Origin of the sequence: Glycomyces buryatensis (assembly GCF_004912275.1) — a bacterium.
GTDB classification, from domain to species: domain Bacteria; phylum Actinomycetota; class Actinomycetes; order Mycobacteriales; family Micromonosporaceae; genus Glycomyces; species Glycomyces buryatensis.
The window spans coordinates 272028-297815 of the sequence record NZ_STGY01000067.1; the positions used below are offsets into that span (position 1 = coordinate 272028).

The 25788-nt window shown below is 67.6% G+C and carries 26 protein-coding genes; 7 read left to right on the top strand and 19 right to left on the bottom strand.

Annotated features, from left to right (window positions below; translation table 11 throughout):
- Window positions 1-45 precede the first annotated feature (45 nt).
- The 3 genes from proC to FAB82_RS19490 all read left to right on the top strand — a co-directional run bounded on the left by proC (window position 46) and on the right by FAB82_RS19490 (window position 2501).
- A complete protein-coding gene (gene proC, locus FAB82_RS19480) occupies window positions 46-855 on the top strand; it encodes a pyrroline-5-carboxylate reductase (RefSeq protein ID WP_136536199.1) in 810 nt (269 codons plus the stop codon).
- 160 nt (window positions 856-1015) lie between these two features.
- Entirely contained in the window at window positions 1016-1960 is a 945-nt protein-coding gene (locus tag FAB82_RS19485; protein ID WP_136536200.1) for an NAD-dependent epimerase/dehydratase family protein, read from the top strand.
- 58 nt (window positions 1961-2018) lie between these two features.
- A complete protein-coding gene (locus tag FAB82_RS19490) occupies window positions 2019-2501 on the top strand; it encodes a GNAT family N-acetyltransferase (protein WP_136536201.1) in 483 nt (160 codons plus the stop codon).
- A 4-nt stretch (window positions 2502-2505) separates the two neighbouring features.
- Here FAB82_RS19490 and FAB82_RS19495 read toward each other — a convergent pair whose 3' ends face one another.
- The 5 genes from FAB82_RS19495 to FAB82_RS19515 form a co-directional block, all read right to left on the bottom strand.
- Entirely contained in the window at window positions 2506-4128 is a 1623-nt protein-coding gene (locus FAB82_RS19495) for an endo-1,4-beta-xylanase (protein WP_168801676.1), read from the bottom strand.
- A 255-nt stretch (window positions 4129-4383) separates the two neighbouring features.
- Complete coding sequence (gene bfr, locus FAB82_RS19500) at window positions 4384-4866, bottom strand: bacterioferritin (RefSeq protein ID WP_136536203.1); 483 nt, start codon at window positions 4864-4866, stop codon at window positions 4384-4386.
- Window positions 4867-4980: 114 nt separating this feature from the next.
- Entirely contained in the window at window positions 4981-5172 is a 192-nt protein-coding gene (locus tag FAB82_RS19505) for a (2Fe-2S)-binding protein (protein ID WP_136536204.1), read from the bottom strand.
- Window positions 5173-5298: 126 nt separating this feature from the next.
- Window positions 5299-6306 carry a threonine aldolase family protein gene (locus FAB82_RS19510; RefSeq protein WP_136536316.1) on the bottom strand — a complete coding sequence of 336 codons (1008 nt, stop codon included), beginning with the start codon at window positions 6304-6306 and terminating at the stop codon, window positions 5299-5301.
- A gap of 56 nt (window positions 6307-6362) precedes the next feature.
- Window positions 6363-7355, bottom strand: coding sequence for a DUF6301 family protein (locus tag FAB82_RS19515; protein WP_136536205.1), 993 nt, complete (start codon window positions 7353-7355; stop codon window positions 6363-6365).
- Between the two features lie 152 nt (window positions 7356-7507).
- On the opposite strand from FAB82_RS19515, the gene FAB82_RS19520 reads away from it, so the two are divergent.
- Window positions 7508-8182, top strand: coding sequence for a DUF3159 domain-containing protein (locus FAB82_RS19520; RefSeq protein ID WP_246039728.1), 675 nt, complete (start codon window positions 7508-7510; stop codon window positions 8180-8182).
- Here the strand turns inward: FAB82_RS19520 and FAB82_RS19525 are convergent.
- From FAB82_RS19525 to FAB82_RS19575, 11 genes are all read right to left on the bottom strand, one after another.
- The gene (locus FAB82_RS19525) at window positions 8136-8648 is read right to left on the bottom strand and encodes a hypothetical protein (protein ID WP_136536207.1); all 513 of its coding nucleotides are present in this window, start codon (window positions 8646-8648) and stop codon (window positions 8136-8138) included. The genes FAB82_RS19520 and FAB82_RS19525 overlap by 47 nt on opposite strands.
- Window positions 8649-8680: 32 nt before the next feature.
- Complete coding sequence (locus FAB82_RS19530) at window positions 8681-8929, bottom strand: hypothetical protein (protein WP_136536208.1); 249 nt, start codon at window positions 8927-8929, stop codon at window positions 8681-8683.
- Complete coding sequence (locus FAB82_RS19535) at window positions 8926-9606, bottom strand: Crp/Fnr family transcriptional regulator (protein WP_136536209.1); 681 nt, start codon at window positions 9604-9606, stop codon at window positions 8926-8928. The genes FAB82_RS19530 and FAB82_RS19535 overlap by 4 nt, the downstream gene beginning before the upstream one ends.
- 177 nt (window positions 9607-9783) lie before the next feature.
- Window positions 9784-10464, bottom strand: a complete 681-nt coding sequence (locus FAB82_RS19540) for an alpha/beta fold hydrolase (protein WP_136536210.1) — start codon at window positions 10462-10464, stop codon at window positions 9784-9786.
- Between the two features lie 57 nt (window positions 10465-10521).
- Complete coding sequence (locus FAB82_RS28935) at window positions 10522-11013, bottom strand: beta-galactosidase (protein ID WP_136536211.1); 492 nt, start codon at window positions 11011-11013, stop codon at window positions 10522-10524.
- A gap of 11 nt (window positions 11014-11024) precedes the next feature.
- Window positions 11025-12023 (bottom strand): ABC transporter ATP-binding protein, encoded by a 999-nt coding sequence (locus FAB82_RS19550; protein ID WP_211116695.1) that lies wholly within the window; start codon window positions 12021-12023, stop codon window positions 11025-11027.
- The gene (locus FAB82_RS19555; RefSeq protein WP_136536213.1) at window positions 12020-13030 is read right to left on the bottom strand and encodes an ABC transporter ATP-binding protein; all 1011 of its coding nucleotides are present in this window, start codon (window positions 13028-13030) and stop codon (window positions 12020-12022) included. Before FAB82_RS19555 ends, FAB82_RS19550 begins: the two co-directional genes overlap by 4 nt.
- A gap of 8 nt (window positions 13031-13038) precedes the next feature.
- Entirely contained in the window at window positions 13039-14148 is a 1110-nt protein-coding gene (locus FAB82_RS19560; RefSeq protein ID WP_136536214.1) for an ABC transporter permease, read from the bottom strand.
- Window positions 14149-14278: 130 nt separating this feature from the next.
- Window positions 14279-15286 carry an ABC transporter permease gene (locus FAB82_RS19565; protein ID WP_136536215.1) on the bottom strand — a complete coding sequence of 336 codons (1008 nt, stop codon included), beginning with the start codon at window positions 15284-15286 and terminating at the stop codon, window positions 14279-14281.
- 9 nt (window positions 15287-15295) lie between these two features.
- Window positions 15296-17341 carry an ABC transporter substrate-binding protein gene (locus tag FAB82_RS19570; RefSeq protein ID WP_136536216.1) on the bottom strand — a complete coding sequence of 682 codons (2046 nt, stop codon included), beginning with the start codon at window positions 17339-17341 and terminating at the stop codon, window positions 15296-15298.
- A gap of 291 nt (window positions 17342-17632) precedes the next feature.
- Window positions 17633-18115 carry a hypothetical protein gene (locus tag FAB82_RS19575; protein ID WP_136536217.1) on the bottom strand — a complete coding sequence of 161 codons (483 nt, stop codon included), beginning with the start codon at window positions 18113-18115 and terminating at the stop codon, window positions 17633-17635.
- 199 nt (window positions 18116-18314) lie between these two features.
- On the opposite strand from FAB82_RS19575, the gene FAB82_RS19580 reads away from it, so the two are divergent.
- On the top strand, window positions 18315-18689 hold the full coding sequence (locus tag FAB82_RS19580; protein WP_168801677.1) for a PH domain-containing protein: 375 nt from the start codon (window positions 18315-18317) through the stop codon (window positions 18687-18689).
- On the opposite strand, the gene FAB82_RS19585 is transcribed toward FAB82_RS19580, so the two are convergent.
- Entirely contained in the window at window positions 18683-19594 is a 912-nt protein-coding gene (locus FAB82_RS19585; RefSeq protein WP_136536219.1) for a 2-hydroxyacid dehydrogenase, read from the bottom strand. The genes FAB82_RS19580 and FAB82_RS19585 overlap by 7 nt on opposite strands.
- Before the next feature lie 105 nt (window positions 19595-19699).
- On the opposite strand from FAB82_RS19585, the gene FAB82_RS19590 reads away from it, so the two are divergent.
- Together FAB82_RS19590 and FAB82_RS19595 are read left to right on the top strand one after the other, a co-directional pair.
- Window positions 19700-20851 carry a PQQ-dependent sugar dehydrogenase gene (locus FAB82_RS19590; RefSeq protein ID WP_136536220.1) on the top strand — a complete coding sequence of 384 codons (1152 nt, stop codon included), beginning with the start codon at window positions 19700-19702 and terminating at the stop codon, window positions 20849-20851.
- A complete protein-coding gene (locus tag FAB82_RS19595) occupies window positions 20851-22512 on the top strand; it encodes a metallophosphoesterase family protein (protein WP_136536221.1) in 1662 nt (553 codons plus the stop codon). Before FAB82_RS19590 ends, FAB82_RS19595 begins: the two co-directional genes overlap by 1 nt.
- A 25-nt stretch (window positions 22513-22537) precedes the next feature.
- On the opposite strand, the gene mgtE is transcribed toward FAB82_RS19595, so the two are convergent.
- Together mgtE and gatB are read right to left on the bottom strand one after the other, a co-directional pair.
- Complete coding sequence (gene mgtE / locus FAB82_RS19600; protein ID WP_246039729.1) at window positions 22538-23878, bottom strand: magnesium transporter; 1341 nt, start codon at window positions 23876-23878, stop codon at window positions 22538-22540.
- Between the two features lie 418 nt (window positions 23879-24296).
- Entirely contained in the window at window positions 24297-25787 is a 1491-nt protein-coding gene (gene gatB, locus FAB82_RS19605; protein WP_136536222.1) for an Asp-tRNA(Asn)/Glu-tRNA(Gln) amidotransferase subunit GatB, read from the bottom strand.
- Window position 25788: the final 1 nt, after the last annotated feature.

Below are 25788 nucleotides of genomic sequence, written 5' to 3' on the forward strand. Positions count from 1 at the left end.
AGCGAGGCACAATCGGTAGGGCGACCGAAACGTGACGGGAGACGGATTTTGAAGACAGTGGCGATCCTCGGGACCGGGAAGATGGGTTCGGCGATCCTTTCAGGACTGCTGCGGGCGGGCTGGGCGAGAGACTCTGTGATCGCGACGGCGCGCAGCGCCGAGCGGGCGAAGTCCCTGCGCGAGGCCTATGGCGTGGCGGTCGAATCGAATACCGATGCGGTGCTGCGGGCCGACGCGGTGGTGGTCGCGGTCAAGCCGCAGGACGCCGGGGCGCTGCTGGAGGAGCTGACCGGATCGTTCGCGGCGGGCACCCCGGTGGTGAGCATCTGCGCCGGGCTTCCGGTGGCGTTCTTCGAGAAGCGGCTGCCGGATTCGACGCCGGTGGTGCGGGCGATGCCGAACACCCCGGCACTGGTGGATGAGGCGATGACGGTGCTCTCGCCGGGCACCCACACCGACGACGCCTGCCTGGCCGCGGTCGAGGAGCTGTTCAAGCCGTTGGGACGCACCCTGGTCGTGGACGAGAAGCACCAGGACGCGGTCACGGCGATCTCCGGTTCGGGCCCGGCCTACTTCTACTACCTCGCCGAGGCCATGACCGAGGCCGGCGTCCTGATGGGGCTGCCGCGGGACGTCGCGGCGGACCTGGTCACCCAGACGGCGCTCGGCGCGGCGCGGATGCTGCGCGAGGCCGACTCCTCGCCGGTCGAGCTGCGCGAGGCCGTCGAGTCCCCCGCCGGCACCACCATCAATGCGGTCCGCCAGCTCGACAACCATCGCGTCCGTTCGGCGATGACCGATGCGATCGAGGCCGCCCGCGACCGGGCCCGCGAGATCGCCGACGAATACGCCTGAGCAGCTTGAGGCCTTGCCGACGCAGCCGCGTTTATCAAGCGCGGACGCGATTCAGATCACTGCACACAAAACAGAGCAGTGCTCTTGACAAAGCCGGATCGGGCGTGCGATCGTTGTTCCATAACGAGAGCACTGATCTCTCATTGTGAAGGGAACCATCGTGACCGACCACGTCATCCTCGGCAAGGGCCAGATCGGCTCGACCGTCGCCGCCATCCTCGCCGAGCGCGGCGAGAGCGTCCGCGTCCTCAGCCGCTCCGGCGGCACCGACACCCCCGGCATCACCCACATCAAGGTCGACGCCCGCGACGCTGCCGCCCTCACCGCCGCCAGCGCCGGAGCCGACGTCTTCTACAACTGCGCCAACCCCGGCGGCTACCACCGGTGGGCCGAGGAATGGCCGCCCATGTTCGCCGCGATCCTCGCCGCCGCCAAAGCCAACGGGGCCAGTCTGGTCCAGACCGGCAACCTCTACGGCTACGGCCCCGTCTCCGAGCCGATGCACGAGCGGACGCCCCTGCGCTCCCCCGGTCACAAGGGGCGGCTGCGCATCCAGATGTGGAAGGACGCGCTGGCGCTGCACGAGGCCGGCGACATCCGCTTCACCGAGGCGCGCGGCTCGGACTTCTTCGGCCCCGGCGCCCTGGCCGACGCCATGCTCGGCGAGCGCTTCGTCCGACCGCTCATCGAGGGCAAGCACCTCTCCATCGTCGGCGACCCCGACGCGCCCCACACCTTCACCTACATTCCGGACGTGGCCCGGACGCTGGTGCGCCTGGCCGGGGACGACCGCTCGTGGGGCCGGCCCTGGCACGTCCCCTCGGCTCCGGCCGTGTCCCAGCGGGAGATGGCCGAGATCGTGTGCCGCCTGCTCGGTCGCGACCCCGCCGTGATCCGCCGCCTCCCATGGTGGGTCCTCATCAGAGTCATCGGTACTTTTCAGCCGGCCATGCGCGGCATGACCGAGACCCGCCACCAATGGGATGGTCCGTACATCATGGAGTCCTCGGACTTCACCTCCACCTTCGGCGACGAGCCCACCGATACCGAGACCGCGCTTGGCGAAACCATCGAATGGTGGCAGCGCCGACTGGTGCCGGCATAGGGCACACTTCTGGACGCGGGGTCGCCGCCGAACGCAATTCGCTGCTCTAATGGCCGACATGCACCAAATACAGCACGGGCGCTTCGCCGAGCTCGACGGCGCGACGGTGTTCGCCCTGGCACGGCTCCGGCAAACGATCTTTGTCGTCGAGCAGGAATGCGCCTACCCCGACCTGGACGAGCACGACACCCACCCCGACACGACCCATTTCTGGATCGGCGCCGCGGGCGAGGCGATCGCATGCCTGCGGCTGCTGCGCGACGGTGAACGGTGGCGGATCGGGCGGGTCTGCTGCGCGGTCGATTCGCGCGGGCGGGGTCTGCCCGGGTCGCTCATGGCCGCCGCGATCGAGTCGGTCGGGCCGGAGGCCGAGATCGTCCTCGACTCGCAGATCTACGCGGCCGGGTTCTACCGGCACTACGGCTTCGCCGAGGACGGGCCCGAATACGTCGAGGACGGCATTCCCCACGTGCCGATGCTCCGGACGGGCAAGGAGCAGTGCGAGAGCGGGGCACCCGGTCCGGGCGCCCCGCTCTCATGATCGGTTATTCGGGCAGCGGTTCGAGCTTCGTCGGATCCACGATGCCCCAGTACGCCGCCTTCGCCTGGAGGTCGTCGTCGAAGATCAGCGGCGCCTCGTGCGGCCGCGAGACCGGCCAGGTCCGCAGCCACGAGACCGCGTCGTACAGGCCCCACATCGTCACCGACTCCAGGTGCTCGGAGCGCTCGCGCAGCATCTCGAACAGCTCCTTGTAGTACCAGCCCAGCTCGATCAGCCGCTCCGGCGGCGTCTCGGGGAGGCTCTCGTCCATCGAATCCGAGATGGACACGTCGAGTTCGGTGACCGTCTGGAGCAGCCCGAAGGTAGTGAACTGGTCGATGGATTCGGCGAGCAGCTCGATCGGGCGCTTGTAGTCGACGTGCGCCTGGTGGCCGATGCCGTCGATCGGGACACGGCGGCGCAATAGCCCCTGGACCAGGTTGTACATCGCTTCACGCTTGTCGGGGAACTCGGTGTTGTAGTCGTTGATGAAGAGCTTGACGTCCCTGGGGAAGGCCTTGCGGGCGATCTTGAACGCCTTGGCGATGTACTGGCCGCCGCCGAAGATCTCATACCAGCGCGAGTGGCGCAGTCCGTCCTCCTGCTCGGGGTCGACCACCTCGTTGACGACGTCCCAGGCCCAGATCCGGTTGCCGTAGTGCGCGGCGATGGCCTCGACGTGGGATTTGAGCCGCCCCAGGATGAGGTCCTGGTCCTCGGTGTTGTTCTCCAGCGGGCGCCCGTCGGCGTCCTCGAACCACCAGGCCGGGGTCTGGTTGTGCCACAGCAGGGTGTGGCCCCAGATCTGCATGCCGTTCGCCTCGGCGAAGTCGACGATCTGGTCGGCGCGGGAGAAGTCGAAGGTCCCCTCGACCGGCTGGATCGATTCGGGTTTCATCTGGTTGCCGGTGGTGACCTGCGCGAAGTGCTTGGCCAGGAGCTCGGCCGGCCTGCCGACCACCTCGGGCGGCTCGACGGCCGCACCGAAGCGGAAGTCGGCGGCCAGGAAGTCCGCCAGCGGGGGAATGTCTTCGATCTCGGGTTCCTCGATTCGGGTCAGGGCGAAGTCGTCCAGCAGGATCGGGGTGAGGCTGGAGGCGGACTCGACATAGAACTGGAGCTGGTCCGCGGGTGCGGAGATCGAGTACGTGCCGGTGAGCTCGATCCACGCGGCGTCGTCCACCGCCGTGTTCCACACGACCGAGTCGTAGCTGGAGGCGCCGCCGACATCGCGCTGCACCGTGACGCGCAGGTCCGCGGCGGGATTGCCCTCCGGCAGGCGCAGGCGCACCGTGATCTGGTAGCGGACGCCAACCTCGATGTGGGAGGTGATGTCGATGGCGGCGCCGTTCCAGCTGGCGGTGCGGCCCTCGATGAGCAGCTGCTCCTCGGGGGTGACCGAGACGGTGGCGGCGCCGCGGCCCGTCCAGCCCTCGGCGGTGCCGGAGGAGAAGTCGGTGGTCAGCAGCAGCTCGTCGGCGCTGGCCGGGCCGGCGCCGAGGGCGAGGAACCCGACCGGCAGGACGGCCGCGCCTCCGACGGCGGCCGCGGTGGTCAGAACGGTGCGGCGGGTCGCGAACGGACCCGTCCGCCTGGGAATTGGACCGTGGTCGGCAGGGGTTTGCATGGATCGCTCCTTTGCGAAGGTGAGGGACATCGCGGCCGGTCAGGGGTCGGAGAAGGCCGGTCCACAAGGGGCTTGGACTGAAAGTTTCGCGAAACTTTCATTCGAAGTATCGATATGTTACGATCCCTAAGTCGGCGCTGTCAAGGCCAGCGGCGACCTACCAACGCAGTGGGGATGTGAGGGGCCCCGCCGCGCGGAAGAAGGAGGGGGCCGGCGCAATGCCGGCCCCCTCTCACATTCCGATCTCGCTGAGTATCAGGCTTCCTTGGGCTGCTCGATCAGCGACTGGATGTACAGCTCCTCACCGATCTTCTCGATGATCTCGAGCTGCGTGTCCAGGTAGTCGATGTGGTGCTCTTCGTCCTTCAGAATGCTGGCGAAGAGGTCGCGGGAGATGTAGTCCTTGACCGATTCCATGTACTCGATGCCGCGCTTGAGGCGGTCGATCGCCTCGACCTCGATCTCGCGGTCGCACTGGAAGATCTCGGGCACCGACTGGCCGATCCGCAGCGGGAACAGGCGCTGGTAGTTCGGGAGCCCGTCCAGGAAGAGAATCCGGTCGGTCAAGATGTCCGCGTGGCGCATCTCGTCCATCGACTCGGCCCGCGTGTACGCCGCCAATTTCGTGTAACCCCAGTTGTCCTGCATCTTGTAGTGCAGGAAGTACTGGTTGATGGCGGTCAGCTCGGCGGTCAGCTGCTCGTTCAGAAATTCAATGACTCGCTTGTCGCCCTGCATGTCTCGGTGTCCTTCCCCGGTTTTCAACGTCGGCCGCAACGGTCGACGTTTCCACACTAAGACCAGGTCAGCAGGGGTTTTCACTCAGGAATACCTAAAATAGGACAAGCTTGCCTAACCGGAGGCGACCGCGACGGGCTCCGAAGCGAAGTGGTGCTCGATCATGTCGGTAATGCGATCGAGGCAGTTGCCGCAGCCGGTACCGGCCTCGCAGGCATCGCCGATGGCCTCTTCGGTGCGCGCCCCGGCGCGGATGCAATCACGGACTTCGTGGTCTTGAACGCCGTGGCAGATGCAGGCATACATCCGCGGACCTCCAGGGACTTAGGTTCGACTTACTCAGGTATGCCTAACCTACCCCCGGTGTCGGCGGGCGGCAACCGTCGACTCGGTGATATCCGCCCGCCCGAACGGCCCCGGCGCGGGGTCCGGTCAGCGGACCAGGTCGCTGAGGACCTTGACGGCGCGCTCGATTCCCGCGTCGTCCACGTCGAGATGCGTCAGGAGCCGGGCCCGGTCGGGACCCATGGCGCCGAACTTGACGCCCTGCTCGGCCGCGGCCGCGGCGAGCTTCGGCATGTCGGGGCCGTGGAACAGCACGATATTGGTGTCCACCTGCTCGGCCTCGCAGATTCCGTACGGTTCCAGGGACTCGGCGAGGTGCCTGGCGCGGGCGTGGTCGTCGGCGAGGCGCTCGATGTGGTTCGCCAGCGCGTAGCGTCCGGCGGCGGCGAGGTAGCCGGCCTGACGCATCCCGCCGCCCAGGCGCTTGCGGATGATGCGGGCGCGGGCGGCCCGCTCGGCGTCGGTGATGATGATCGAGCCCGCCGGGGCGCCCAGGCCCTTGGAGAGGCACACCGAGACGGTGTCGAACAGCGTCCCGTACTCGCGCAGGGAGACCCCGGTGGCGGCGTGGGCGTTCCAGATGCGGGCGCCGTCCAGGTGGAGGGCCAGGCCGTACGAGTCGGCGAGTTCGCGCAGCGCGCGCAGTTCGGCGAGCGGCTGGATGGTGCCGCCGCCGATGTTGTGGGTGTTCTCGATCGCGATGGCGCGGGTGGGCGTCACGTGCGGGCTGATCGGGTTGATCAGCGGTTCGATGAGGGAGGCGTCGAGGCGACTGCGTTCGGTCGTCCAGGTGCGGGTGGAGATCCCGCCGAGCGCGGCGGCGGCGCCCATCTCGAAGTTCACGATGTGCGCTTTGATGTCGCACAGCAGTTCCTCGCCGGGCGGCACCGCGAGTTGCAGGCCGATCTGGTTGGCCATGGAGCCGGTCGGGGTGAAGACGGCAGCCTCGTGGCCGAAGAGCGCGGCCGCCTCGGCTTCGAGTGCGTTCACGGTCGGGTCTTCGCCGTAGACGTCGTCGCCGACCTCGGCGTGCATCATGGCGTCGAGCATGTCCGCGGTGGGACGGGTCAGGGTGTCGGAGCGGAGATCAACGATCATGCCGAAACCCTAACTTCGCGTCGCCCGGGACGCCGTCGCGGACGAGGCCGTATCTAGTAGGGGTTGGCGCCGTTTCCGATGCCGAGGACGGGCAGGTACATGCGTTCGCCGTCGGCGGTGAAGCCGTCGTAGACGATGTCGAACAGGTCCTGGATGCCGAAGGCCCGCAAGGCGTCGACCATCATGTGCGCGGCCTGATTGGTGGCGGTCCGGTCGGTCGAGGGGAAGGTTCGCGACCAGTTCGGCTGGGCGCCCGAGGGGGCCCGGAATCCCATGTTGGGCAGGTTCGACAGGCCGCCGCGCCAGCTGCCCTTGACGGCGGCGGAGGCCTCGACGCGGAGCCCGCCGTCGACGAACGCGGCCACGTAGCGGGCCGACCAGTCGCCGGTGCGCAGCAGGACGGTGCCGGCGGTGTCGATGGTGGGGACGTCGGCGGACATGTCGCCGAGGAGGGAGCTGAGCCGCTCGGTGAACTCGCCCAGGTCGTAGCAGGCGGGCTCGGTCGGGTGGTTGGACTGGCGGGCGTAGGCCTGCCATCCGGAGACGTCGCCCTTGCCGACCGCGTGGGCCTCCAGCTGGTCGAACAGCTCGGGTGAGAGCAGGCGGAGGGTGACGCCGCCGTGGAAGCGGCGCAGGTGGAGTTCGAAGACGAGATTGTCGCGGTACCAGCGGATCCAGGGGCCGCCGTCGCCGCCGCGGATGTCAGGCGCGCCAAGCTCGCTGAGCACGGTGGCCATGACCTCGCGGAAGACCTTGGTGCGGTGACTCTCACCCTGTCGGCCGCGCTCGGCGGAGCGGAGCACCAGGACTTCGATCGAGTAGAAGTCGGCCCGTCCGTAGAGCGGGGTCTGCGGGGGAACCGAGTCGATGATGGCGTCGCCGGTGGCATAGCCGGTGTCGGCCCGCCACATGCCGATGTCGACCTCTGAGGACCTGATCTTCCAACCGAGACCGGGAACCGCCCGCTCGAGATCGGCCTTGCTCCATCGCCCGAAGTCGGTTTGGCGGGCGCGGCGGATGAGGTCGAGGAGCTGCGGTTCGTCCATCCCATGTGTGCCGAGCATCCGGTACTGCGCCAATCCATCCGTGGGTCGGGCCACGCTGAGCGATGCCCGGCGGCCCCCTGCCGTTAGGGTAGCCTTGCCTGTTGTAACGGGTCTAGAAGTGAGGGTTGGCATTGTCTACAGCGTCCGATACTGTGCGGCAAGACACGCTCGTCAGCCTACTAGGCGGCAAGCGAGGAGCCTTCGACGCCACCGCCCCATTGGTGGTGTTCATCCTCACCTGGTTGCTCACTGGAAACTCGATCGCTTGGGGCGTAACGGCTTCGCTCGCCTGCGCGGCACTGATCGCGGCGGTGCGACTGCGGCAGAAATCCAAGCCGAGAGCCGTCGTGCTCGGACTGCTGAGCGTCTGCGTCGCCTGCCTCGTGGTCATCTACACCGGACGCCCGCAGGACATCCTCCTCCCCCGCATCCTCTCCAACGCCGCCAGCGCTCTCGTCTGGGCGGCGTTCATCATCTTCCGCAGGCCGCTGCTCGGCCTGATCGTGGGAGCCATGGTCGGCCAGAAGACCCGCTGGCGCCTGGACCCCGAGCTCGTCCGCGCCTACAGCGTCGCGTCCTGGATCTGGGTGGCGATGTACGCCCTTCGGGTCGCGATCCTGACCCCGTTCTGGATCGCCGACCGCGAGGTCGTGGCGGTCCTCGGCGGCACGCTGGCGCAAGTCCTCCTCTCCTGGCCGCTCCTCCTCCTGTGCCTGGTCGTCTCCGGCTGGGCCATCAAGGCGGTCCTCCCCGACGACCACCCCGGTCTCCTCCACCCGGTCACCCCGGAACCGACAGCGCCGGTCGACGATCAGGCAGCTCGGTGATCGCCAGTCCCGCGGTCCTGGAACGGATGCGGGCCAGATCCTGACGATCCTTGGGGCGCCCGAGCTTCCGTTTGTAGGCGACGACGTCGGCCACCGACATGTGCCGGAGCCCGCTGATGACATCGGCATGGTCGATGAGCTCGTCGGCGTCGAAGCGGTCGCCGACCCAGCTGGGGCAGACGTCGATTCGCTTCCCGTAAAGCTGGACCACCGGTGCGCCGGTGTTCTCTCCGCTGTATGTCCCGTTGTGCAGATAGTTGTGGGCGATCTTCTGGGCCCGTTCCCAGGTCTCGTTCCGGGCGACGATGTCGATGTCCGCCAGCCGACCGACAATGCCTTCGAGCCACAGCCGGGCACTGCCCACGAGCACGAAGTCATTCGGGTCGAATCGGTGGTCCCGGACGAGCCGCCACACCAACTTGTAGAGCAGCACACCGTCGTAGGCGGCCGATCTGTCAACGGCCACGTGCCGTCCCTCTCGTTTGTGTCGCTCAATCATCAATTGGAGGGAGGCGGCCGACGGATCTCCTCGCGGCCGTCGGGTTCACCGTCGCCGAGCGCGCGCAGGATGTCAGCGCGGGAGTCGGGATCGGTGCCTTCAATGCTGCGGGTGAGCAGTTCGAGTCGCGCCCGGGATCGGTTCCGGTCGCTCAGGTAGGCGAAGAGGTGCTTGGTGACCAGTGCCAGCGGGATCGCCGCCAGGAAGTAGGTCGCATAAGGGAGGAGGTCTCCGATTACTGCGTTCATAACGGTTCCGATGTCCGGTAGCTGCGGTGGGCGACGCGTTCGATCTCGGCGAGATCAAGGATCGTGAAGCAGTTCCGGCCGGTGCTGATCGCACCCCGCTCTCGCAGCGGCCTGAGCCCGATGGATACCGATTCACGCGAGATGTCGCTGAGGTACCCCAGTTCCCGCTGTGAGATCCCGCTGATGCGATGTCCTTCGGGCACCGCCTGCCCGAGTCCACTTTCGAGCAGCCTGATCAGTGCCGAGGCGACCTTGAATTCGACCGTTGAAGCGGAGGCGGATCGCGAGGGTTCCCGCGATTCGAGTCGGTCGAGCGTGGCGCGGTAGAGCTTCATCAGCACTGCAGGACGCTGTTCGATGAACCGGCGCCACTCTCTTCCGGGGATGAAGTAGGCCTCGACCTCGTCGAAGGCGACCAGATCGGCGCTCCGCAGTTTACCGGTGACACTGGCACGTTCACCGGCTATGTCTCCGGGACCGTAGATGCGGATGATTTCGGGAGGCTTACCCGTGACCACTTGGATGTGGCCGTCCATCAGATAGAGGACGAAGTCGGAGTTGTCCCCTTCCTGAACCACTTTCGACCGCGCAGGGTACCGGACACGATGGCCGAGCTCGGCGAGTTCGCCGAGCTCGGCCTCGTTCAGCAGACCGGTTTCCTGTGTCGGATTCTCCATAGAGATAAGTGTATTTCTACACACTCAAGATCGGGCGTCTCAACACACAGTCTGTCGCAAATCCGACTGATCATGTTGCGCCAGTGACGGATTGGGCGAGTGAGCGTGATCAATTCTCGCGAATGGCGGCAGCGGCTCCCGGTCGGAGGGTTGCTTCGGGGATCCAGCCGGTGCCGATTAGGGCAGGAAATCGGTCAGGGTCCGATTGAAGCCGTCGGGGTCCCGGAGGTTCCAGATGTGACCGGCTTCGGGGATGGTCTTCAGTTCGGCGTTCGGCAGCCCTGCGGCGAGTGCTTCGGCCGGTTTCAGGTTCTCCTTGTCCTTGGCGCCGCATAGGACCAATGCCGGCTGGGTCAGCTCGGACAGGCGGGGGCGAAGGTCGAGCTCGCCGAGCTGCGATAGGCCGGTCATGAACGCCTCCTTGCCGGCCCGCCGGAGGTCCTCGGCGGCCTGGGCTTTGTACTCCGCTTTCCCACCCGCATACATGCCGCTCATGAGCCCCACGATCAGACCCGTCGGCATCAGGCGCATCATGTTGCGCTGCGCCGCGATGCCCGGAGCATGCGCCACGCCGCCGGAGAGGACGAGGCGCGAGACCCGGTCCGGTTCGGCCAGGGCGGCGAGCATCGCCACCGTGGCGCCGACCGAAATCCCGACGAGCGTCACCGGCTCGGATTCGGCGGCGATGACCTCGCCGATGGCGTCCGCACCGCCGTCGAGGGTGAAGCGGCCCTCGGCCTCACCGTGCCCGGGCAGGTCGGGTGTCAGGACCCGGTACTGGTCGCCGAGCGCGGCGCGCTGCGGCTCCCAGGCCCGGCTGCTCGATCCGAGGGCGTGAACGAAGACGATCGTGGGCATTGTGGCTCCTCCACAGGAATGGCTGAATCTGTGACGGTAGCCGACGGGTGTGACAGTTCAGGACTCGTGAATGACCGCGATACCTCCGGGAGGGATGGGGGTCTCTGCGGTCCAGTCGGCGCCGGTGAGGAGATCGGTTCCGGTCGCCGGGACTCGCGACTCCGTTTCGGTGTGGTTGATGGCGAAGAGGTAGCTTCTGCCGTCCTCATGGGATCGGCGGACCAGTTCCAGGCCCGGCGGAGCGTCCGGGAAGTCCGGCTCGATTGCCAGGCGGTCGAGGAACGGGTTGAGATCGGTCGGGCGGGTCGCCAGGTCGGCCTTCACGCCGTTCGCGGCAAGGTGGTCCATAATGGCGTCGAGCTGCCCGAACTCCCACTGGCCGGGACCGGGATTGACTCTGGCCCAAGAGAAGACGTTGACGGTCGCGAGGTTCACCCCGGCCTCGCCCATGAGACGGGCGTCCTCGTCCCAGACCTTCCGGCCCCACTGCTCAGGGTTGTAATCGCCGCCGAAGGCGAGTCCCTCGACAGTGGGAATGATGTCGGTCATCGACTGCGCCTTCAGTTCGTCTTCGCGGTCAGGCCCTGGAGTTTCAGTTCGCCGGAGCGCACGCAGCGCACGCCGCCCTCGAGCGGGATCATGCCGGTGTCGCAGCGTCCGGTCAAGGCGTGGCGGCAGCGCCCGGCGAACGCGCAGCCGGGCGGCGGGCTGGTCGGGTCGGGCAGTTCGTCCGGCAGCAGGATCCGCCCGCCCCTCCCCCGCAGTGCCGGGTCGGGGATCGGCACGGCCGACATGAGCGCCTCGGTGTACGGGTGGTGCGGCGTCTCGTACAGCTCGGCGGTGCCGGCGAGTTCGACGATCTTCCCGAAGTACATGACCGCGACCCGGTCGGCGATGTTCTCCACCACCGACAGGTCGTGCGAGATGAACAGGTACGTCAGGCCGAACTCGGCCTGGAGTTCGCGCAGGAGATTCAGGATCTGGGCGCGCACCGACACGTCGAGGGCGCTGACCGGTTCATCGGCGACGACCAGTTCGGGGCCGACGATGAGGGCGCGGGCGATATTGACGCGCTGGCGCTGGCCGCCGGAGAACGAGTGCGGATACCGCTCCATGTAGTCCGGGGAGAGTCCGACGCGGCGCATCATCTCCGCGATTCGTTCCTCCAGTTCGGATCCGCGGGCCTCGCCGGTGGCGACGAGCGGGTCGCCGATGATCTGGCGGAGCGTCATGCGCGGGTTGAGCGAGGAGAACGGGTCCTGGAAGACCAGGCGGATGCGCCGTCGCGAGGCGGCCTGTTCGCGGCGGCTGAGGTCCGCGAGGTCCTTGCCGTCGTAGAGGATCGAGCCCGAGGTGGGCTTCTGGGCGCCGACGATGGTGCGTCCGAGCGTGGTCTTGCCGCAGCCGGATTCGCCGACCAGGCCGAGTGTCTCACCCTTGTAGAGGGTGAGGTCGACGCCTGAGACGGCGTGGTTCTCCACGGTGACGCGCCCGAGGAGGTTGCGCCGCACCGGGAAGCGGACGTGGAGGTCACTTACCTCCAGCAGCTGCTCGCTCATGCGGTGGCCCCTTCTCGGTCGGCGTAGAGAACGCATTGGGCGGTGCGGCCGCCGCCGAAGTCGATCTCGGGCGGCTCATCCAGGTCGCAGGTCCCGGCGATGGCCTCGGCACACCGCGGGTGGAAGGAGCAGCCCTTCGGGCGGTGCAGCGGATTGGGGACGGTGCCGGGGATGGTCGGCAGGTCGCGTCCCCGGTCGCGGCCGAGCACCGGCACGGAGTGGAGCAGCCGTTTTGTGTAGGGGTGCTTGGGATCGGCGAACAATTCCTCCACACCGGCGCGTTCGACGACCTTGCCGAGATACATGACGGCGACCTCGTCGGCCAGCTCGGCCACGACGCCCAGGTCGTGGGTGATGAACATGACCGCCATCCGGTATTCGGCCTGGAGCGAGCGGATGAGGTCGAGGATGCGCGCCTGCGTGGTGACGTCGAGCGCCGTGGTGGGTTCGTCGGCGATGAGCAGGGACGGGTTGGCGCACAGGGCGATCGCGATCATGGCGCGCTGGCACATGCCGCCGGAGAGCTGGAACGGAAAGGCGTCGACCCGCTGCTCGGGCCGGGGAATGCCGACCTGGTCGAGCAGGTCGATGGCGCGGGCCCGGGCGGCCTTCTTGTCGGCCCCGGTGTGGATGCGGATCGTCTCGATCAGCTGGGCGCCGATGGTGCGCAAGGGAAGCAGCGACGCGGCCGGCTCCTGGAAGATCATGCCGACGTCGCCGCCGCGCAGTTTCGCCAGCCGCTTGTCGGACACGTCGAGTTCGAGCACGTCGAATGGCTCCGGGTCGCCGCGCCACACGATCGAGCCGGCGTCGATGCTGCCGGGCGCCTCGACCAGCCGCAGGATCGAGCGGGCGGTGACGGACTTGCCGCAGCCGGACTCGCCGACCACGCACAAAGTCTTGCCGGCGTGGACCGTGAGATCGACGCCGTCGACGGCCCTGACTCTGCCGTCGTAGGTGTCGAAGCCGGTCTTGAGGCCGGAGATTTCAAGGAGCGGTTCACTCATCGGCATGCCTAATGCTTGTAGGGGTCGGCGGCGTCGCGCAGGCCGTCGCCGACGAAGTTGAACGCCAAGACCACGATCACCACGCACAGGCCGGGGATGAGCAGCCACGGCGCGCCCGAGAGGACGCTCCACTTGCTCGCGTCCTGGAGCTGCACGCCCCAGGAGACCACCGGCGGGCGCAGCCCCATGCCGAGCCACGACAGCGCGGTCTCGGCCAGGATCATCGTCGGGATCGACAGGGAGAGCGCCGCGATGATGTGGGAGGAGAAGGACGGGAGCATGTGCCGGAACATGACCCGCCCGTGGCTGGAGCCGTCCAGGCGCGCCGAGGTCACGAACTCCTCGCTCCGCATCGCCAGGAAGCGCCCGCGCACCTCCCTGGCGAGGCCGGTCCACGCCACCAGCGCCAGCAACGTCGTGATGATGAAGTATCTGGTCAGCGGGTTCATCTCCACCGGCAGCGCGGCGGTCAGGCCGAGCCACAGCGGAATCGCGGGGACGGCCATGATGAGTTCGATGACGCGTTGGATGCCGTTGTCGGCCCAGCCGCCGAAGTAGCCGGAGATCGCGCCGAGCACGATGCCGAGGATGAACGCCAGCAGCACGCCGATGACGCCGACCGAGGCCGAGACGCGGGTGGCGTAGATGAGCTGGCTGAACAGGTCCTGGCCGTCGGTGGTGGTCCCCATGAGGTACATCGGGTCCTCCGGGTCATGGGGCCCCATGAAGTGCCGCTCCATCGGAATGAGGCCGAAGAGCTCGTACTCCTCGCCCTTGACGAAGAACCCGACCTCCACGCGATCGTCGGGGTCGGCCTCGTAGCTGATCCGCAGCGACTCGGGATCCTGAGTGGAGGTGTAGCCGTCGACGTGGAGGCCCCACCGGAATCCCTCCTCTCCGTCGGTGTCCCACAGCTTGAGGACCTGCGGCGGCGCGGTGGTGTACGCGGAATCGCGGTGGCGGTCGTCGAACGGCGCCAGGAACTCGCACAGGGCGATCACGAAGAACATGAAGGCCAGCAGCCAGGCCGAGATCAGCGCCAGGCGGTGCTTCTTGAACGCCCACCACACCAGTTGCCGCTGGGAGGCGGTAGGGCGCGTGTCTACGGTGACACTCACTTTTGCTCCAGGGGAAGTATGGGGTGAATGGGGTGCGTCAGGGGGCAATCTGGCAAGGGTCGTGAGGAGCTAGTACGTATGCGGAGCTTGCGGAGCGTACTTGCGACGAGCGAGCCGCAGTCCAGATTGTTCACTGGCGTGCTCCATTCATCCCCATAAGGCGGATGCGGGGATCTAGCCAGCCCAGGAGCAGGTCCGAGATCAGGGTGCCGATCACGGTGAGCATGCTGAGGATCATGATGATCGAGCCGGCCAGGTACATGTCCTGACTTCGCAAGGCCCCCAAAAGGATCGGCCCCAACGTCGGCAGGCTCAGGATCTGCCCGACGACGATGTCGCCGACCAGCAGCAGCGGCAGCACCCATCCGATCGTGGAAACGAACGGGTTGAGCGCGACCCGCAGCGGATAGCGCCGCAGCAGCTGCTTCTCGGGGACGCCCCGGGCGCGGGCGGCGGTCACGTACGGGCGGTGCAGCTCGTCCAGCAGGTTATTGCGGATGATGCGCACCACCCCGGCCACGCCCGCGGTGCCGATGACGATCATCGGAATCCACAAGTGCCCCAGCAGGTCCAGCAGCTTGCCCAGGTTCCACGCCGAGTCGCACCATTCGGGCGAGCACAGTCCTGAAGGGACCGACCCGAACCAGGAGACGCTGAAGTAGATGAACACCAGCGCGATCAGGAAGTTCGGGGTCGCCAGGCCGAGGAAGCCGACCGTCGTCGCCGTGTAGTCGCCGATCGAGCGCTGCTTGACCGCCGAGTAGACGCCGATGGGGAAGGCGATCGCCCACGTCACGATCAAGGTCGCCAGCGAGACGCCGATCGTGGCCCCCAGGCGGGGGCCCACGATATCGGCGACGGGCTTCTCGAACTCGAAGGACGTCCCCAGGTCGCCGTGCAGCACGATCTGTGAGAACCAGTGCCCGTACTGGGCGAGGATATTGCCGTCCAGGCCGTATCTGACCCGCAGGTTCTCGAGGTCGTCGGCGGAGAGCCCTTGGCCCTGCGTCGAATACTTGGCCTGCAGGGCCGTTACGAAGTCCCCCGGCGGCAGGCTGATGACGACGAACACCACCAGCGAGATCGCCAAGAGGGTGGCCGCCATGTACAGGACACGGCGGCCCAGGTAGCGCAGCATGTCGAGTCCCTAAGCCTCGTTGAGGAACCACTGCTCGGGGCGCGACGGCGAGGGCGTTCCGTACGTGGGGTTCTCCGGCATCTCGCCGCCGACATTGTGGAGCCGGTTCGAGACGATGGCCCACGAGCCCGCGCCGCGGACGGTGCCGATCGCGTAGAACTGCTCCTTGGCGATCTCGAGGATCTGCCGGAAGATGTCGTCTCGTGACGCCGGGTCGGGTTCGAGCCGCCACTGGTTGTACAGCTCCTGCTGCTCGACGATGTGGGCGGGGAGTTCTTGGACCAGCGCCTCGTCGGTCTCACCGCCGCGTTCGTAGTACTCCGACCACTGCCTGGCGAAGAACGCGCCGCCGCCCGGCCCCGCGGCCATGTACCAGTAGACCGAGATGGTCTCGTCGATCGCGCCGCCGTCGCCGGTCCACACGGTCAGGTCGAAGTCGAATTCGTTGACCGCGGTCTGCCAGTTCTCGCGGGGCTGGCCGTTGATGTGCAGCGTGACGCCGACGGCCTCCCAATAGGTCTTGATCATGTCCATCGCGTCGATCCAGATGGTGCCCAGGAGCGCGTCGTCGGCGATGGAGCAGGTGAATTCCAACGGCGTCCCGTCCGGGGAGGTGCGCATGCCGCCCGATCCGGCCTCGTAGCCGGCATCGTCGAGGATCTGGTTGGCCAGGTCCGCGTCGAACTCGAGGTACTGGGTGGCGAACTCCTCGTCGTAGAAGTCGGAGTCGGGCGTGGGGGCGGGCTGCGCGGGCTCGCCGACGCGATTCCACAGCACGTCGATCAGCTCCTGCCGGTCGATCGCGTGGGACATGGCGATGCGGAACTGCCTGTCCTGGAAGATCTTCCGCAACCCGGCGTCGTGGTGGTTCATATTGAACGCGATGTTCATGTCGCTGGAGTAGGTCGAGGTCAGGTCGAGGACGGTGTAGTTCCCGGCCTCCTGGGCGTCGACCGCATCGGCCCGGTGGGCGTTGTCGTTGAAGTGGCGCGAGTGGAAGTCGTAGTCGCCGTTGATCGCGTGGGCGAACATGGTCTCGACGTCGGCGATGATGTTGTAGCGGACCTCGTCGATGTAGGGCAGCTGGCTGCCCTCCTCGTCCACCTTGTAGTAGTAGGGGTTGCGCTCGAAGGAGGCGTAATCGGCGGAGGAGATGGGCTGCCTGCAGGTCCAGGCCATGAGGCTCGGAAGGTCCGGATTCTCCCATTGGAAGCTCCACAGGTTGCCCAGCGAGGTGAAGCGGGCGACCCACCCGTCGTAGCCCTCCTCGACGGCCTCGTCGTCGGCCTTGTCGTTGTAGTCGAGGTGGAACTGCTCCAGGTAGTGGCGTGGGTACCAGGTGAAGCGCTGCCCGGAGATGCCGCCCGCCATGTTCTCGCGGAACATCGGAGTGGGTCCGGAGAAGCGGACGATGAAGGTGAGCTCGTCGACGATCTCCAGCTCGCAGGCGTTGCCGTCGGGGCCGGTCAGCTCGGTGGGGACCGCGGTGGTGAGGGCTTCGTTGAGATTGACGTCGTTGAAGGCGAACTCGACGTCGGAAGTGGTCACCGGCTCACCGTCGGACCACTTCAGGCCCTCGCGGAGCGTGATGGTGAATTCGCTGGCGTCGTCGTTGGCCTCGAAGGCGGAGGCGAGGTTGAGCTCGATCTCCTCCCAGTCGCGGGTGCGCTTGAGCAACGGCTCGTAGTTGATGGTGCGGAAGAGCCACGGGCCGTCGGAGGCGCCGGTGATGGCGGTGTTCCAGGTGCCGCCGTAGGCGCCCATCTCCTCGGAGACCTTGATGACGACCGGTTCGGTGGGGAGGCGCTCCTCGACCGGCGGGAGGTCGCCTGCCTCCACTCGCTCGGCGAGCATGGGGGCCTCCAGGCCCTTCTCCCCGCCCGCCGCGCCGTCGGATTCGGGGTCGGTGGAGAACCAGCTGCAACCGGCGGCGCTGGCGGTGAGCGCGGTGGCACCGGTGACGACCAGGCCGCGTCGGGAGAGGGCGGGGTCGGGCCACGCAATGGCCCCCGAGGACTTCTTGAAGGGATTGGACTGCGGGGCTCGAGTGCTCATCGGTGAGCGCTCCTTCCGAGGTCGTCATGGCCCGAGGACCAAAAGGGGTCCGACGGGGCCCGGCTCGATCCCGCCGAATACCGATATAACGCTTTCAATTTCCGGAACTAAATCGAAAACTTTCGGTAATGACGGTGAGATTACGGCAACACTATTGGAGGGTCAAGGCTGGTGAACCGCCCCGAAGGTCACGATCGGGTCACAAATGGCAATCGCATTCCTTCAATGCCTACTCAAAGGTTTTCGGAACTTTCGGGTCCGCGCCGGAAACAATCCAGTGAAGATCGTCGATCAGTCGGTACGCGGGGGCACCGCCCCGTGGCGGTGGACCTCCCACAACGTCCGCATGACGAAGATCTTCTCGTCCAGCTGCTCGTCGACCGCCAGCGCTCGTCCGGAGTAGGGCGCGCGCAGCCGCCAGGTGCCCCCGGCGGGGCCGGTCAGGTAGACGACCGGGACGGCGCGGGTGCCGCGGCGTTCGGCGCGGATGTCGGCGACCTGCGTCCACGGGACGCTGCGGGGACTCTCGAAGGGGTGGATGCCCTCGTCGTCCACGACGACTCCGAGCTTGCGCGAACCCAGCAGCGCGAAGGCGAAGGCGACGAGGCCGGCGACCGCCGCCACGGCCGCCAGGACGATGAGGTTCCAGTCGCCGCTCAGGACCATGTAGGCGAGGGCGGGCGTGAGGGCGGCGGCCCCTGCGATGGCGGCAATGAAGATGGTGCGGCCGAGCACTTGGCGCGGCGTTGGCCGGAATGTGATCTTGACAGCCACACTCACCACCATTGGTCTCGTTCCCTTGCCTCTGGGGTGATCGTGCCACGTGAGAGGGGACAGTCAAGCGGCAATCCGACAGAAACCGGACCGCGCCTGATTCGCGCCCCGCGGCCGGGTGTGTCAGGATCAGTCCATGACCCTTGCCTCGCCTGCCTCGTCTCCCCGCCTGCGGATTCGCCGATCCGCGGCGATCACAGTGGCCGCTTTCGTCGGCTGGCTGGCGGGTGCGCCGCTGGCGTTCTCGCTGATGGCCGAGCAGCCCCTGTGGGGCGCCTTCTCGGTCGTCATCGGGGCGGTGCTGCTGCTGGCGCCGCTGGCCGTCTCCTCCTGGGCCTGGCGCTCCGGCCTGGACGTGACCCGCGAGGGCATCATCGTGCGGAGTTTCCTCTCGCGCAGGCTCATCGAGTGGAACCACATCGACGGCTTCGCCACTGACGACGACGGAGTGGCGGCCATACTGGACGACCAGTCCCAGGTCCGCCTGCGCCCGCTCAAGGCCGAGAACCTCCCGCAGGTGCTGCACGTCGGCGGCCAGGACCTCCGCGGGGACGGCTCCGACTCGAGTCAGTAGCCTTCGCTGACCACGTTCTCCAACGGTTCCCCGGCCGCGTAGCGGCGAATCTGAGCGCCCACCGGGGCGTAGGCGCGGGTGATCAGGCCGTCCGTCGAGGCTCCCACGTGCGGAGTGATGAGCGCGCCCTCCAGGCCCCAGAGCGGGTGGTCTTCGGGCAGCGGCTCGGGGTCGACCACGTCGACCGCGCAGCGCAGGCGGCCCGCGGCGACCTCCGCCACGAGTGCGTCGGTGTCGACGATCGGGCCTCTGGCGGCATTGACCAACAGGGCGCCGTCCTTCATGCGGGCCAGGAACTTCGCGTCGACCATGCCGCGGGTGGCGTCGGTCAGCGGGAGGATGAGGACGACGATGTCGGCCTCGGGCAGCAATGCGTCGATCTCGTCGATGGCGTGCACGCCGGGGCGAGCGCGGCGGGCCACCTTCACGACTTCGGTGCCGAGCACCGTCAAGGTCTCGGCGACCTTCTCCCCGATGTCGCCGGCGCCGACGATCAGGGCCCGCTTGTCGCACACCGTGGTCGTGAACTCGACCTTCCACTCCCGGCGTTCCTGCCGGCGGGCGAAGACGTCGAAACCGCGCATGGAGGCGATGATCGCGCCGATCGTCCATTCAGTGGTCACTCCGGTGTGGACGCCCTGGGCGTCGCAGAGCGCCACCCCCTCGGGCAGGACCGGCACCCAGACCTCTGCGCCCGCGCTCAGCAGCTGGATCGTCCGCAGCGCGGGCATGTCCCGCAATGGGAGGGTGACCTTCGACTGGGCCAGGAACGGCGGCACCCAGAATTCGACGGTGGCCGGGTCCGAGGGATAGCCGGAGCGTCCGTCGAACACCTCGAGCTCAACATTCGCCGGGAGTTCACCGAGGTGCTCGCGACCTGATTCATGACCGATCCAAACCTTCACGCGGCACAGCCTAGTGCAGCGCAGAAGGGAACGAAAACGACTGGGGCCGACGGCACCGGATCGGGGCGGGTGGCTTTCCATTGCCGGATAGATAGGGTGGGGCCTATGCGCCGATGGATATCGGCCGCCTCCGCGGCGGCGGTCACGTTCTCGCTCGCCTCGTGCTCGTTCGGCCAGCCGCCCGAGCCGACCGGCGGCGAGCCGCCGAACCTGCCCACCCCCAGCGGCGCCCCCGAGGAACCGGCGACCCTCCTCGACGTCGTCGCCGAAGGCCTCGAGGTCCCCTGGGGCCTGGGCTTCCTGCCCGACGGGACCGCCCTGCTCGGCGAGCGCGACTCCGGGCGGCTGCTGTCCATCTCCCTGGCCGAGGACGGCACCACCGGCGACCCCGAAGAACTGCGCACCATCGAAGTCGACCCCGCGGGCGACGGCGGCCTCATGGGCATCGCCGTCTCCCCCGAATTCGACTCGGACTCCACGATCTTCCTCTACTACTCCAGCGAGGACGATAACCGGATCGCCAGCCTGGATCTGGACGCCGAGGGTGAGCCCGAACCGATCCTCACCGGCATCCCCTCCGGCAGCACCAACAATGGGGGCGCGCTCGCCTTCGGCCCCGACGGCTACCTGTACGCCGCCACCGGCGACGCCGGGAACAGCCAGAACTCCCAGGACGAGGACTCGCTGGGCGGCAAGATCCTCCGCATCGACTCAGGCGGCGAGCCCGCCGCGGACAACCCCGACCCCGACTCCCCCGTCTACTCCAGCGGCCACCGCAATATCGAGGGCCTGACCTGGAACGCCTCCGAAGAGCTGTACGCCACCGAGTTCGGCACCGACATCGCCGACGAGATCAACCTGATCGAGCCCGGCGGCAACTACGGCTGGCCCCTGAACGAGGGCGCCGGCAACGACGGCGACTACATCGATCCCGTCCTCACCTGGGAACCCTTCGAGGCCTCTTGCTCCGGCGCCGTCTTCGCCGAGTCCACCCTCATCACCGCCTGCCTGCGCGGCCAACGACTGTGGACGGTCGAATTCGACTCCTCCGGTGCGGTCAGCGGCGAGCCGCAAGCCGCGCTCCAGAGCGAGTTCGGCCGACTACGATCGGTCGTCATGGGCCCCGACGGGATGCTGTGGGTGACCACGTCCAACCGCGACGACGAATGCGTCGAAGAACGCGGCTGCGTCGCCGACGACACCGATGACCGCGTCATCCGCTTCGCCACCTCCTATGCCGCGCAAGGAAGGGTCTGATGAACCACCGGCTCCGCTCTGCACTGGACTTCCTCAGGAACCTCGGCGACGCCGCCCTGCGCCGCGCCTCCAGGACCAGACACAGATTCGACGGAGCCTGGCACCGGCTGGAGGCCTCACGGCCCGGCCGCGCGATCATCGCCACCTGGTACCACGCCGGACGGACCTGGACGCGCCTCCGCGCCTCCCACCGCGCCCAGCGCCTCGCCTCGGTCGCGTCGATCCTCCTCGTCGGCACCGTCGCCGCCGCTGGCGGACTGCTGCTGGTCGGCAACACCGAGGCCGACATCGGGCCGTTCGAGACCACCATGTCGCTGCGCCCCGACGTGCACGGCGAGACCGTCGTCAACATCCCCCCGCTCGGCGACGTCGTCTTCGACAGCCACGACGGCCCGATCGGCGTCAACCTCACCCTCAACTCGGTCGATCCCGAAGCGGCCCAGACCATCGTCAACACCTCCGACGGGGTCTCCTCCGCCTCTGAGGGCCTCGCCTCGGAGGTCACCGAGGCCGTCGGCCGCGTCGTCTTCGCCGCGCTCGCGATCGTCACGCTGTGCGGCCTGCTGGTCGGCGCACTGGTCTTCCGCACCATGCGCCGCACCCTCTTCACCGCCATCACCTCGCTCGCGGTCACGGCCGCGATGATGGGCTACGCCGCGTCCACCCTGCGGCCCGAGTCGATCTCGCAGCCTCGCTATGAGGGCCTGCTCGCCTACGCCCCCAGCGTGGTCGGCAATGCCGAGGACATCGCGGTGAACTACGAGGAGTACGTCGCCAACCTCCAGAAGTTCGTCACCAACATCTCGGAGTTCTACGCGCTGGCGATGGACATGCCGCAGTTGGGCATCAACGACGACTCGATCAAGGTCCTGCACGTCTCCGACATCCACCTCAACCCCTCCGCCTGGCACGTCATGGAATCGGTCGTCGACCAGTTCGACATCGACGCCGTGGCCGACACCGGCGACATGAACGACTGGGGCTCCGAGCAGGAGGCCGAGATCTTCTCGCGCGGAGTCGAGCAGATCGACTGCCCCTACGTGTTCGTCAAGGGCAACCACGACTCGGCCATCACCGTCGCCGCGCTCGCCGCCTACGACAATGTGGTGATCCTCGACGGCGAAGTCCAGGAGGTCGAAGGGCTGCGGTTCGGCGGCGTCGGCGACCCTCGCTTCACCCAGGACAAGGGCAACCTGCCCACCAGCGAGTACGCCCAGCAGATGCTGACCGAGTCCGGCGAGCGGCTGAACACCGCGATCGAGGACGCCGGCGGGGCCGACCTGGCAATGGTCCACGAACCCGAGATGGCGGTGCCGCTCACCGGCAGTGTGCCGCTGGTGCTGGCCGGCCACACCCACGAGCGGGCCGTCCAGGACCTCGGTGAGGGCACCACGCTCATGGTCGAGGGCTCCACGGGCGCGGCCGGGATCCGCACCTTCCAATCCGAGACGCCGTTGAAGATGCAACTCGACGTCCTCTACTTCAATCCGGACTCGAAGGCGCTCACGGCGTACGACTCGATCGACCTCGGCACCGTCGGCGAATCCGACGTGACGCTGGAACGGACGGTCATCCCGACCGAGGAACAGGTCGGCGAGACCGATGTCCATGATGAGCAGAGCCAGGACGGCTCGGAAAGCTCAGAGTCACCTCAGGATTAGGCCCTTATCCACGTCCGGTCGCGGATTACAGCGCCGAACCGAGGACGGCTGCGGCTATCGAGAAGTAGATGACCAGGCCGGTCGCGTCGCAGAGGGTCGAGATCATCGGGGCCGAGACGACCGCCGGGTCGATGCCGACCTTCTTGGCCATCAGCGGCAGGAAGGATCCGACGAGCGTCGACCAGGTACAGATCACCAGCAGGGTCAGGGCGATAATCAGGCCGATCTGCCACCCGTAGACGAGGCCGACGATCGGCCCGCCGACGACCGACAGCAGCACACCGAGCATGAGCCCGACCCGGCCCTCGCGCCAGATGATCTTGAAGGTGTCGGAGAAGCGGACCTCGCCGACGGCCATGGCGCGAATGATCATCGCCGACGCCTGGGAACCGGAGTTGCCGCCCACGCCGGTGAGCAGGGAAATGAACACCGCCAAGACGGTGACCTGCGAAAGCGAGGCCTCGTAGTGGTTGAGCACCGAGACGGTGAGGATGCCGGCGAAGCCCAGCATCAGCAGCCACAGCGCCCGCTTGCGGGCGAGCATGAACACGCCCGCCGCCAGGTAGGGCCGCTCCAGCGGCTCGGCCGCACCGGCTCGCGTGGCGTCCTCGGTGTCCTCGGCCTCGAGGATCTCCATGGCGTCGTCGAAGGTGATGAGCCCGACCAGGCGGTCGTCGTGATCGACCACGGGGAGCGCGTTGAGGTTCGCCTCCTGGATGAGGCGGGCGGCCTGCTCCTGGTCGGCGTCGGTGGTGATCTGGTGCAGCTCGTCGGCCATGAGCTCGGCGACCAGCGACTCGGGGTCGGCCGCCACCAAGTCGGGAAGGACGACGGTCCCGATGAGCTTGCGGTGCCCATCGGTCACCGGGAGGACGTCCAGATGACGAGGGCGGGCCCGCAGGTGCCGGATGCGCTCGATCGCGGCGGCCGCGGTCATGGAGGCGCGCAGCGACACGTAGTCGGGGGTCATGATGCGCCCGGCCGACTCGGGGTCGTAGCCGAGGAGCTGGGCGGTGCGGCGGCGCTCGGCCGGGCTCAGCTGTCCCTGGAGCCGGGTGGCGACCATCGCCGGCATCTCGTCGAACAGCTTGGCGCGGTCGTCGGCCTCCATCGAGTCGAGCAGGTCGTGCACGGTCTCGGTCTTGAGTCCGTCGAGCAGTTCCTGTTGGTGGACCGTGTCGAACTCCTCGAATACGGCGAGAGCGCGGTCTTTGGGGAGCAGGCGAAAACGCAAAGCCTGCTCGGCCAGGTCCATGCGCGGGAGTTCATCGGCCAATGTAAGGGTCGAAGTATCGGCGAGTTCCGAACGGAGCGCGGTAAGCGAATCCATGGCCGCGGGCGAAATCGGCTGAACAGTCTGCTGCATGCCAGCCACCTCCTAACACGAGGAAACAGCCGTGCCCCTCGTGCGAGCGAAATCGCCGCAGGTCAGGCCGTCCGCCTCACAATGTAAGAGGACGCGGGGCACGGGTGGGAGAAATGAGAGAACACGTCGGTATCTCGACTAGATCCGGGGTCATCGCCCATTTGGTCTCTCACCTCCTTCGGTCGTGCGCCATTAGCTTTGCGCAGAACTGCGGATCGAAGAACTGATCCGGCTGGCGCGGTCAAGGGTAGCAAGATCGCGTGAACAACATCTCCAATCGACTACCCGGAGGACTCGTGGCTCACACCATCGGAAAACGGGAGGAGAACGAGCGGTTGCCAGAAAAAGCGCGATTGCTACAAAAAGGCCGAGGGGCCGTGCGACTCCTGGTCGTCCCGGCCCCTCGGTGTCTCGAATCCTACCCGGCCAGCTTGTCCAGAATGATCTGGCGGACCGAGCCGGCGTCTGCCTGGCCCTTCGTGGCCTTCATGACCGCGCCGATGAGGACTCCGGCGGCGGCGTGCGCGCCACCGCGGATCTTGTCGGCCACGGCCGGGTTGGCGGCGATGGCCTCGTCGACGGCGGCTTCGAGCGCGCCGGTGTCGGAGACGACCTCCAGGCCGCGCTTCTGGGCGACCTCGGCGGGCGAGCCCTCCCCGACGAGGACGCCGTCGATGACCTGACGGGCCAGCTTGTCGTTGAGCCGCCCGTCGTCGACCATGCCCTGGAGCTCGGCGACCTGCGCGGGCGTGATCTGCAGCGCGCCGAGTTCCTCGCCGGCCTCGTTGGCGCGCCGCGACAGCTCGCCGAGCCACCACTTGACGGCGGACGAGGAGGCGGCACCGGCGGCGATGGTCGACTCGATGAGTTCGACGGCGTCGGCGTTGACCACCGACTGCATCTCCTTGTCCGCCAGGGACCATTCGGCCTGGAGGCGCTCGCGGCGCTGGCGGGGCGGCTCGGGGAGGCTGGCGCGCAGCTCCTCGACCCATTCGCGCGAGGGCTCCATGACGGCCAGGTCGGGCTCGGGGAAGTACCGGTAGTCGGTGGCTTCCTCTTTGGACCGGCCGGGGCTGGTCTCGCCGGTGCCCTCCTGGAAGTGGCGGGTCTCCTGGATGATCTTGATGCCCTCGTCCAGCAGCGCGGACTGGCGGCGGACCTCGTGGCGGACGGCCCGTTCGACGCTGCGCAGCGAGTTGACGTTCTTGGTCTCGGTGCGGGTGCCCCACTCCGCGCCGGGCTTGTTCAGCGAGAGGTTGACGTCGCAGCGCATCGAGCCCTGCTCCATGCGGACGTCGGAGACGCCGAGGGAGCGGACGATGTCGCGCAGTTCGGTGACGTAGGCGCGGGCGACCTCGGGGGCGAGGGCGCCGGTGCCGGGCACGGGCTTGGTGACGATCTCCACGAGCGGGATGCCGGCCCGGTTGTAGTCCACGAGGGACTCGGTGGCGCCGTGGATGCGGCCGGTGGCGCCGCCGACGTGGAGGGTCTTGCCGGTGTCCTCTTCGAGGTGGACGCGCTCGATCTCGACGCGGTAGGGCTTACCGTCGACGGTGACGTCGACGTAGCCCTCCTCGCAGAGCGGCTCCTCGTACTGGGTGGTCTGGAAGTTCTTCGGCATGTCCGGGTAGAAGTAGTTCTTCCGGGCGAAGCGGGTCCATTCGGCGATGGAGCAGTTGAGCGCGAGGCCGATCTTGATGGTGGCCTCGATGGCGGCCCGGTTGGCGACCGGGAGGGCGCCGGGCAGGGCCAGGCAGACCGGGCAGACCTGGGTGTTGGGCTCGCCGCCGAAGGTGGTGGAGCAGCCGCAGAACATCTTGGTCCGGGTGTCGAGCTCGATGTGCGTCTCGAGTCCGAGGACGGGCTCGTAGGCGGCCACGGCGTCTTCGTAGGTGTTGAGCTTGCTCATT